Annotated in this window: 8 protein-coding genes; 4 read left to right on the forward strand and 4 right to left on the reverse strand. The window is 43.1% G+C overall.

Annotated elements, in window-relative coordinates; genetic code table 11:
• Nucleotides 1-69 precede the first annotated feature (69 nt).
• The 3 genes from JCM16418_RS16015 to JCM16418_RS23870 all read left to right on the forward strand — a co-directional run bounded on the left by JCM16418_RS16015 (nt 70) and on the right by JCM16418_RS23870 (nt 5,258).
• On the forward strand, nt 70-534 hold the full coding sequence (locus JCM16418_RS16015) for a DUF8821 family protein (RefSeq protein ID WP_036650856.1): 465 nt from the start codon (nt 70-72) through the stop codon (nt 532-534).
• A 265-nt stretch (nt 535-799) separates the two neighbouring features.
• A complete protein-coding gene (locus tag JCM16418_RS16020; RefSeq protein WP_036650858.1) occupies nt 800-1,849 on the forward strand; it encodes an NAD(P)-dependent alcohol dehydrogenase in 1,050 nt (349 codons plus the stop codon).
• A gap of 307 nt (nt 1,850-2,156) precedes the next feature.
• The gene (locus tag JCM16418_RS23870) at nt 2,157-5,258 is read left to right on the forward strand and encodes a hypothetical protein (RefSeq protein WP_052020399.1); all 3,102 of its coding nucleotides are present in this window, start codon (nt 2,157-2,159) and stop codon (nt 5,256-5,258) included.
• 116 nt (nt 5,259-5,374) lie between these two features.
• Here the strand turns inward: JCM16418_RS23870 and JCM16418_RS16030 are convergent, their stop codons facing one another.
• The 4 genes from JCM16418_RS16030 to JCM16418_RS16045 are packed head-to-tail and all read right to left on the reverse strand — an operon-like array spanning nt 5,375 to nt 7,388.
• Entirely contained in the window at nt 5,375-5,911 is a 537-nt protein-coding gene (locus JCM16418_RS16030; protein ID WP_036650861.1) for a phage tail protein, read from the reverse strand.
• Nucleotides 5,912-5,925: 14 nt separating this feature from the next.
• The gene (locus JCM16418_RS16035) at nt 5,926-6,423 is read right to left on the reverse strand and encodes a phage tail protein (RefSeq protein ID WP_036650863.1); all 498 of its coding nucleotides are present in this window, start codon (nt 6,421-6,423) and stop codon (nt 5,926-5,928) included.
• A 33-nt stretch (nt 6,424-6,456) separates the two neighbouring features.
• A complete protein-coding gene (locus JCM16418_RS16040; protein WP_036650865.1) occupies nt 6,457-6,969 on the reverse strand; it encodes a phage tail protein in 513 nt (170 codons plus the stop codon).
• A 38-nt stretch (nt 6,970-7,007) separates the two neighbouring features.
• Nucleotides 7,008-7,388 carry a GNAT family N-acetyltransferase gene (locus JCM16418_RS16045; RefSeq protein ID WP_242403866.1) on the reverse strand — a complete coding sequence of 127 codons (381 nt, stop codon included), beginning with the start codon at nt 7,386-7,388 and terminating at the stop codon, nt 7,008-7,010.
• A gap of 399 nt (nt 7,389-7,787) precedes the next feature.
• On the opposite strand from JCM16418_RS16045, the gene JCM16418_RS16050 reads away from it, so the two are divergent.
• Nucleotides 7,788-9,524, forward strand: a 1,737-nt coding sequence (locus JCM16418_RS16050) for a fibronectin type III domain-containing protein (RefSeq protein WP_036650867.1), incomplete at its 3' end; no start/stop codon positions are given.

The following is a 9,524-nucleotide window of genomic DNA, read 5'->3' on the forward strand; positions in this document are numbered from 1 at the left end:
TCCGATGTGAGTTTTGCTCGAAGTACGTTCTACGATGTAACTCTCGCAAAACTTTTAGGAGGAATCGAAATGTCATATATCGTTGATTTTAAAAATGTGTCTACGGTTGGTTTGGAGTCTTCGCCTGTAGTCGAAGCACTTGCTGGGTTAAGAGCGAATGAAGCACGATACTTCATGAACAAATACAAGCACGAATTTACGGTCGTACCCGCCAGTGAAAGCCAGGAGACACTTGATTATGTGAACCGAATTTTGAAAGAAGAACGTGATATCGAATTTGCGGCCAAGCCTTTGGAGACGTCCCAATTTCAAGTGGAAAATATCCGATTTTCCTATGTTTTTTATGAAGATGGTCTTGGACTCAATGTCATGTATACGGTCGATGACCCGAAGAAACGGGCCGTTGGTTTTAAGCTTTCGGAGGGGATGGAGGTACCACAGGAATTGGAAGGGAAGTTTAAGTTTGCTCGGCAGAAGTCTAAATTGGCCGGAACCATCCGGGGATCGTTCTTTGTTATTAAAAGAGAATATTAACGTATACATTTCAGCATGAAAGGGTCAAGAGAGTAGCGTATTTATTTGCAGCTCTTTTGACCTTTTTATTAGTACATATTGTATAATTCGATTTTAAAAAGATTAGTTTGACAGCACTCCATATCGTAAAGGATAAAAAAAATTTCTCGATATCATTCACTGGCAGTTTTCCGCCCATTATCCCCTCAATAGAAATTTGTCCAATAATCCTAAATGGAATATGATGGTAAAGAACTCATCACTTATCCATTGAAGGAGGTAGTATATGATTACTGTTAATGCAAGAGCTACATTCAGTTCAGAAGGGCCTTTCAAACTGACCACAATCGAACGTAGAGAGCTGGAGCCGCATGATGTCCTCATTGAGATTAAATATGCGGGTATCTGCCACTCTGACATCCATGCCGCTCGCGGCGAGTGGGGACCCGTTAACTATCCGCTCGTTCCAGGACACGAGATTGCCGGAATTGTCGCCAAGGTTGGCTCAGAAGTCACAAAATATGCAGTTGGAGACCGAGTGGGGGTTGGCTGCATGGTTGACTCCTGCAGAGATTGTACTAACTGCCGTAATGGTGAAGAGCAGTACTGCCTGAACGGAAATACAGGCACCTATGGGGCAATCGACAGGTACGGGCAATATACACAGGGCGGTTATTCCACGCATATCGTCGTAACAGAAGACTTTGTAGTCAGAATTCCTGATGGAATGGAGCTTGACGTTGCCGCACCGCTTTTATGTGCTGGCATCACAACATATTCGCCTCTACGCCATTGGGGAGCTGCCCCCGGCAAAAGAATAGCGGTTGTTGGACTTGGCGGGCTGGGACACATGGCTGTAAAGATTGCTCATGCCATGGGTGCTGAGGTTACGGTATTATCTCAATCATTAAAGAAGAAAGAAGATGGATTACGCCATGGCGCGGATCATTATTATGCTACCAGCGATGCGGATACATTTGAGAAACTGGCAGGTTCGTTTGACCTTATTATAAATACCGTAAGTGCGAAGATTGACATTAGTGCTTACCTGTCGTTACTGGCACTTGACGGTACATTGGTCAATGTCGGTGCGCCAGCAGAACCCTTGTCCGTTAATGTATTCTCTCTAATCGGTCATCGACGTTCTTTCGCAGGATCTACAATCGGAGGAATCAGCGAAACACAGGAAATGCTTGATTTTTGTGCCGAACATAGCATTGTCCCAGAGATCGAGACGATATCCGCAAATCAAATTGATACAGCGTGGGAGCGCGTTCTAGCTTCTGATGTCCGTTATCGCTTTGTCATCGATATCAGTACGATGGAGAATGAATAACATTACATGAAATAAATAATTTAGGGGCGCGCCTTTACGGTGTGCCTTTTTACGTGGAGGAGGAGTATAACGCAATCCTTGGACATAGGGCTTCTCTATCATCACTTCAACAACCCAATACACAAGTGCGAAATGATTTGAAGTAAAAAAATATTAGAAACCAAAAATATTCTATATTGTTGGATAAAATTGACTTATAATCAGATTTAAAAGTTAAATATAACTCCAAACAGTAATTATATTAGAACTTACGGATTACTTTAAGAGTTTAGTTACTATTTGTATGAGACTTAAGGAGGAACTGTGAATGGGAGTTTTGGAAAGTACTAGCCAGTCATTTTATTCTGGTGTTCAGCGAGGCAAAAAGGAAGAGTACATCTATCTAACGGCATCTGATTTGATTCTAAAACAGGATTATTTTACGGATGCAACAGCTCACTATTGGATTCAAGCAGATACCATTCAGCTGGCTGGATCGTTAAGTTTGCCAGGTCGTAATTTAACGATTAATGCGAGAGTAATAACTTCAGACGGAGATCTATCTATAAGTACTTCAGGAAAACCCGTCCCTGCGGACAAAGACTTCTCACGAGAGCCTAAGGCGGACTCAGGTATTCAAGCGATTGTTAGTGGCGATCGTGGCGGAGATGGCATGGATGGTCAAAGTGGTGGAAATGGGATGTCCGGTGGGCATATCGTACTTGCGGCGGAACGTTTTATTCTGAAAGGAGAATTGAGACTATCAGCAAATGGTAGCAATGGAGGTCGTGGCCAAGATGGCGGAGACGGCATGGATGGTCGGAAGGGTGATGATGGAAGAAATGGAGAGACCCATATTATCTGGCCAAATGAACATGCAACAAAGGGTAGCGATGGAGGCAGTGGAGGTAATGGCGGAGATGCTGGCAAATCAGGAAATGGTGGAGACGCGGGACATATCTTTATTGGCTATGTAGTTCCGAGCGACGAGCATAGAATAACGTTGGAAACTCAAGCTGGCATCGCAGGGGCGCCAACCTTACCCGGAAAAGCAGGCGCTGGAACCTCTGGAGGCATAGGCGGCTTACAGCTAGAGGTGGTCTCGGTTGGGAGCCGATCTACCGTTACCAAACGCAGTATGACGAAGAGAGCCGCTAGCGGAAAGGATGGCATAGACGGTAAGGTTGGGCTCAGTGCTACTATAGCTGTTGACGGTAACCCTGCCCATTCTACGATTGTACAGATTTCATATGAACAATTTTATGGAACAAAAATTCTCAACTCCGAACTGTACAAAAATTTCACTCCGATTGATTTGGAATCGGCTTTGAGTGCCTCACTTGAACGTCAGACATTGACTTTACATAAGGCAGGACTAGCATATTTGTCAGGGAGTGTGGAGCAACTCGAAGATGCTGCAGATTTATTGACTTGGATACAGCAGACAACACCGGATGAGACTTGGTTTGACGAGATAACAGATCAGAGTACTATTTCGAGATTCCAAAGCGATATGCTGGATGCATCCATTCAGTGGATAGCACTTCGCAATAAAGCTATAATCCTCATTTCACAGTTGGGACAAGGGATAGACTATTTTGGTCATCCTTGGAACTGGGTGCCACTCATGCCGCTAGACAAGTATCAAAATCTAGGTATTAACTTAATTAACGCTGCTCAACAAGCGGAGACATTATATCATAATTATGTTATCGCAGAAAACGATCAACGAGGTCGATTGAAGGTATTAAACGACGCTATTTGCGTTCAAGTCAATCGGATCAACGATGTAAAAGAACAATGGCAAAGTTCGATTAACGAGCGGGAACGCTTGAAATTGGAAGCAGATAAGCTTTATGAAGGTATTCTTTCCAAAGAGAGATCCCTTCAAAAAGTAGCAGAAGAGTTTGTGGAAGCTCTGCGTAGTAAACTGGCTATGGATACTCTAAAAGCCACTTTTGATTTGATAGTGAACGGAGTAGCATTGGTCACAAATGTTACACCTGCCCTCACCGCACTAAAGACAGGAGGAGCGATAGCCTCTGCTGTGAGTAACTACTGGAATACAGGCAAAACGATAGTAATTGATGATAAGTATAAAAACAAAAAGACGGCTGCAAATGAAAAAAAGAAGAAGGAAGAGGAACTTTCCAAATCCATTAAAAATGTGACAACAGTAGCTTCCTCTGGTCTAGCGATTATAAAGGATGGAATTGAAATTTATAATCTCATCGACCAAATGAAAGTGGCACGTGATTCCTTTGGATGTTCTTCGTCCATGCTTGCGATGTCACGTGAGCAGTTCGAAGAGATGTTGCGACCCGTTTACGATCAAATGCCGAAGGATAAGGTAGAGGGATATCGTAAGGCCTTTACTCAGTATCTCGACGTCGTCGAAGAATATCAGCGCAAAAAACAGTCGGTGATAGCTAGACATCTTGAGGAAGCCAAATTATTAGCGGAGATGGAACAGCGCCGTGCAGATCAAGAACGAATCAAGCAGGCCATGGGGAATGATATGGATGCTGGACTGCCACTGTTCCATACGTATATTTTTGATCTATATAACAGCTTGAAACTGGCGTTAACCGATTTTCTGTATCAAGAATATCAAGCATATCGTTATATGGTCCTGAGCCAAGAACTCTTCCCATTTGTTCAAGATCGTCATGTTGCCGAGCTCAGCCGCATCCATGCCGACATGACCGTTAAATTGAAGAACGCACTAAACGGGTCAGAGAACCCAGTGCAGCCATTCAAGAACGTGACTTTCATTTTCAATGAAGACTCCTTCCCTGAACAATTTGAAACGCTTCGTGAACACGGAACGGCTTTTTTCCCTTTAACATTGGAGAACAAGCTCATTCGGGAAAAAATTGCTGGTAAGGCTCACATGATGGTCAGTGACTGCCACATTCATTTACCGGGCGCTCGACATACGGCAGGAAGTATTCACATTGAATATACTCATTCAGGACATTCAACCTTCCTTGATCCGTATGGAAAACGATATGACTTTATCCATAACAAGAGCCATGGTTTCTATGAATATGATGTAACTCTAGAACAAAATACAGCAGTTAATATAGAATTGAAAGAGAAAATTGCCAATGAGTCTGGTGGAGCTGTAGGGGATGGCAGTAGCCGAATTATGCCAGGATTGTTGTCTGTATGGTCGATAGAAGTACCTTTAGAAGATAGAAATGGATACACTCTAAACGAAGGTGTCGATCTAAGTCAGGTAAACAAGATCATAATGACCTTACAGGGTAAGGCAGAGGCTTATGCAGCTAATGCCCCTGTCAAAAAATTTACGTCCCTTGCAACGAAAAGGTCTATTTCCGAAACGTTTGCTGATCATGAGATGTTTAGTCTGCCGGACAATGGAACGGATGTTGTACAAACAGATACAATTGTTATTGAGCTGTAAACCCGTATGTATGATGATTCATAATGTTGGAGAGGTACATACAATCTCTAAAAATTAGAACACAAAGAGGCTGTACTCCATGGAGTACAGCCTCTTTGTGTTCTAGCATTTGTAGTTTAGCTTTTCATAGGGTATTCCCCACTAAGGCATATGATAAAATTTTGAGCAATGAATGGCTGCATATTATTATGAGCCTGAGAACCCCCAGTTACATTGAGAGCAATAGGGGACATTTCAACATTGGCGGTCGCATCATACATATTCTGTGCCGGCGTAAAATCATCCAAGGGAGGATTTTGCGCCCACACGTTCTGGGTGGGTGTATTTGCAGAACCTGAACCATCGATCGCTTGAGGATTGTGAGAATGGTTAGGAATCTGGCTTGTTAATAGTGTAACCGACGGTTCTCCAACTTTTTCGGCAAACGTTCGAGATGTTAGGCCATCACCGCTACCTTGATTCATACAAGCACTACCCATTAAATTAGGTAAAGCAAAGGTTGTTCTACCGTCACCACCGTATTGATTGCCGAGGATAGTAAACAACACCTGGTTTTGCTGAATAGACAAAAGCTGCCCATTACAAAATGCCCAGTCTTTGGGGGCGTAATTTCCTGCAAAAATTCGTATTTCTCCGGTATATGCATCTGCCATGTTATAGCCTCCTATTAGCTCCTACTTGGATATATTCCCTGAACCGCTATTGCGTAGTTAAGAGCCAAGTAGGGTTGCATGTTATTGTGAGCTTGTCCTTCACCGACAACTTTGATTGCATTGGTACTCATAGGTGAGAGTGTAGCTCCTTGATCATACGCATTATCTATTTTTGCCCACACATTGTTTTTAGGTGATGGATCACTTGCCACATTGGATGACCCTAAAAGTTGATGCGTATGTTGAGGTATTTCATTTACAGTTAGGCTATGCGCCGCCTCACCTTGTTTAGTGCCGAGTGGGATTGTCGAGCTGAAGTGTATCGGAACACGTCCGCGATAGTCTGGAAGTGCGAACGTTGTTCGTCCATCACCGCCGTACACAGTACCTAATAGTGAAAATAATGCAGTGTTCGTGCTGATCGGTAGAATTTGCCCTTCACAGAACAGCCACCCCTTTGGAGCATAATGAATAGGAAATAGACGAATTTCACCCAAAAATGGCTCAGACACACAATGACCTCCTTAATTAATAATTCAATAATTTCATGGTTGTGACGGAAAGATTCCATACAGAGAAATAATAAATGAAATGGCAGTGGTAGGCATCATGTTGTCATGTGGTTGGTTTTCACCCACTGAAGATAGTGCATGATCATTCATATCCACTAAGGACTTACCATTAGGATCAATGTAACTCGAGTACAGAGAATCAGACCACAAGGAGTTTTCCGGACTATCGTTCTGACCATTTGACGCACAGGCATTGAGAACATGCGTATGTGGGGCCAATTGTGCTGTTGTAAGCGTAGCCGTCTCGGTTCCTTGTTTGCTTCCAAGCACAATATTTTGATTTGGAAATGGATGAACAGCTACTCTTCCTCGAAGATCGGGTAGATTAAATGTTTGCTGTCCGTCACCACCGTAAGTTGTACCCAGTAATACGTACAGTATTTCATTCTCATTAATACTCATGGTTTGACCATTGCAAAGAGCCCAACCTTGCGGAGCATAGTTTCCAGCAAACATACGAATTTCACCTACATATGACTCGCTCATTCTTTTTCACCTCTTAAAATTATATATGGGAGAGCTTATTACTTTATAAGTAGTGAGCTCCATTCCATTTGTACATGTAGTCCGTTATGTTGCTTGTGTTGAAATCCTAAGCGTTCATAAAGTCGAAGTGAAGGATTGTCGTGAAGCACACTTAAATAAATCGTCTTGGAAGTGATGGCTGCTTCCGTTTGCAGTTTTAATATGAACGAGGTACCTATCCCTTGATTTCGATAAGCAGGCAGCAATGACAGATCGACCAAAGTTAAATCAATGTCACTTCGATTCAATCGAGCTTGTCCGACCTTATGGACCGCTTGATTCAGAATAAGATGCTCCGCTCTAGGATATTGTTGAAGATAGGATTGCTGTTGGGCAGTCCATTGTAGCTTTAAAAAAGAATGAATCATCTCTTCATCCATCCCCAAGACCGTACTTCTTCCCAACGCGTACTCACATATAGTTCATACAGAAAAGGCAAATCATTTTTTTCGACAGGATACGTATAAAACATAGAATCTCCTTTAAGGCAATTAGGACAAAATTACTAGATTTTGTATCTGACTTCATAGTAAAATCATATCAGACATATGTCCAGAAATTTTATACATTTGAGAGAAAATAATCCTACACGATCTATATTGCCATGTTGTTTGACTTTTTTCTACTAATTTCGCAGAACAAATATGTCGATTACTGTATTAATACAATTACTAAGGGAGTGATGAATGGAAGGTTGTAGGCAAAGCGAATGTCATACTGCAATAATCATATGTTCTTCATTTTGGTAGAAAAGTAGAATCGTTAGAAAGAGGGATCTTATGCATTTTAAAAAGGTAATGAGAGTGGTACTTGCTTTTGCAGTTTTTCTCACTTCAATGGGACTTGGAGTGCGAGTAACACCCGTTGAAGCAGCAACAGGCATTTGGAAAACAGTCAATCTTGAATTCGGCTCTGCCGGCTTCTATAGAACGGATTACGGAAACGATGTTCCAGGCGGACGCTGGGTAATGGTAACAAGTGCAGGCGATCCTGCCGTTTCAACGGATGGAGATACCTGGACGAGAGGGGAACAAAATCAAAATATTGCATGTCAGGCTAGAAGTATAGTCTACACTGGAAGCTTATGGGTTATGGGTTGTACTACTGGTGATATTTTTACCATGTCATCTGGCGCTGACCCGCTCATTGCTGCAAATTGGATTAAGCATGGGAAAGCACCGAATGCCTCCGCCATGACTAATATTGCACATGATGGAAACGGGACAATCGTGGTAACTGGAGACGTTGGCAAGGATGGTGCCATTCTTACATCAACAAATGGAGGTACAAGTTTTGAAAATGCTTCACTCTCTGAAAAAACGGCGATGTATGGCGTAACTTATGCGAATGGTAAATTTTACGCTGTAGGAAAGACCTTTTCTCCAGATGTATCTAAGGTTTATGTCTCAGTAGATGGCAGCAAGTGGGATCAGGTCGCAGGAGCTACCCCTCAAAAAGACTTAAGGGGGATCGCTTACGGAAACGGTAAGTTAGTGGCTGCAGGCTTTACCGGTTATATCTATGTTTCTGCCGATGGTACAAATTGGTCAGTGGCCAGTGCTCCAACTCCGAGCATTGATTTCGCAGCGATTACTTATGGAGTAGGAAAGTTTTATGCAGTAGGCAAAAGTGAGACCATCATCTCTTCTGTAGATGGCGTAACCTGGGAAACAGAAACGACTACTGGTGGTAGTACCAAAGCATTTGTTAATGTAGTAGCTGATCATAATCGAGCATTTGCATTTGCTCAGGGATTGTTCAAATCAGGCTCTGTTAGTTCACCAATCCCAGAATCTACTCCAATTGCAAACTTTGCAGAGACAGCTAAAACAAGTACGACAGCAAGCTTCAATTGGAGCGCCTTATCAGATGCCACGAATGTAATCATTGAGCAGTCTCCCAAAGGAGCCAACACGTGGACCAATTCAACAACAGCTCCGATCGCTACCAACGCGACCAGCGCAATTGTTACAGGACTAAGTCCAGCAACGGAATATGACTTCCGACTTAGCGTCACAGGCGGTAGCCATGCAGGAACGTCCAATGTAGTAACCGTGAAGACAACTACAGTTCCGGTTACGGACTTTGCGAGCACAGGAAAAACGAGCGATACCGCGAGTTTTAGTTGGAGTTTAGTGAATGGTGCTGCTGGAATAATTATTCAACAGTCTCCAAAAGGAGCCAACACGTGGACTAATTCAACAACAGCTCCGATTGCTAGCAACGCCTCTAGCGCAATTGTTACAGGACTAAGTCCAGCAACGGAGTATGACTTCCGTCTTGTGGTCACAGGCGGTAGTAATGCAGGAACGTCCAATGTTGAGAGTGTGAAGACAAACTCAGTTCCGGTTACGGACTTTGCGAGCACAGGAAAAACGAGCGATACCGCGAGTTTTAGCTGGAGTTCAGTGAATGGAGCTGCTGGAATACTTATTCAACAGTCTCCAAAAGGAGCCAACACGTGGACTAATTCAACAACAGCTCCGATTGCTACCAAGGCCTCTAGCGCAATTGTT

The sequence above is a fragment of the Paenibacillus pini JCM 16418 genome, from assembly GCF_000576305.1.
Taxonomy (GTDB): domain Bacteria; phylum Bacillota; class Bacilli; order Paenibacillales; family Paenibacillaceae; genus Paenibacillus_AQ; species Paenibacillus_AQ pini.

Excerpts from the sequence above, each read along its gene's own strand:
- JCM16418_RS16030 (WP_036650861.1), bottom strand. The coding sequence starts at position 5,911 with ATGGCAGATGCATATACCGGAGAAATACGAATTTTTGCAGGAAATTAC.
- JCM16418_RS23870 (WP_052020399.1), top strand. The coding sequence starts at position 2,157 with ATGGGAGTTTTGGAAAGTACTAGCCAGTCATTTTATTCTGGTGTTCAG.
- JCM16418_RS16020 (WP_036650858.1), top strand. The coding sequence starts at position 800 with ATGATTACTGTTAATGCAAGAGCTACATTCAGTTCAGAAGGGCCTTTC.
- JCM16418_RS16045 (WP_242403866.1), bottom strand. The coding sequence starts at position 7,388 with ATGGATGAAGAGATGATTCATTCTTTTTTAAAGCTACAATGGACTGCC.
- JCM16418_RS16015 (WP_036650856.1), top strand. The coding sequence starts at position 70 with ATGTCATATATCGTTGATTTTAAAAATGTGTCTACGGTTGGTTTGGAG.
- JCM16418_RS16040 (WP_036650865.1), bottom strand. The coding sequence starts at position 6,969 with ATGAGCGAGTCATATGTAGGTGAAATTCGTATGTTTGCTGGAAACTAT.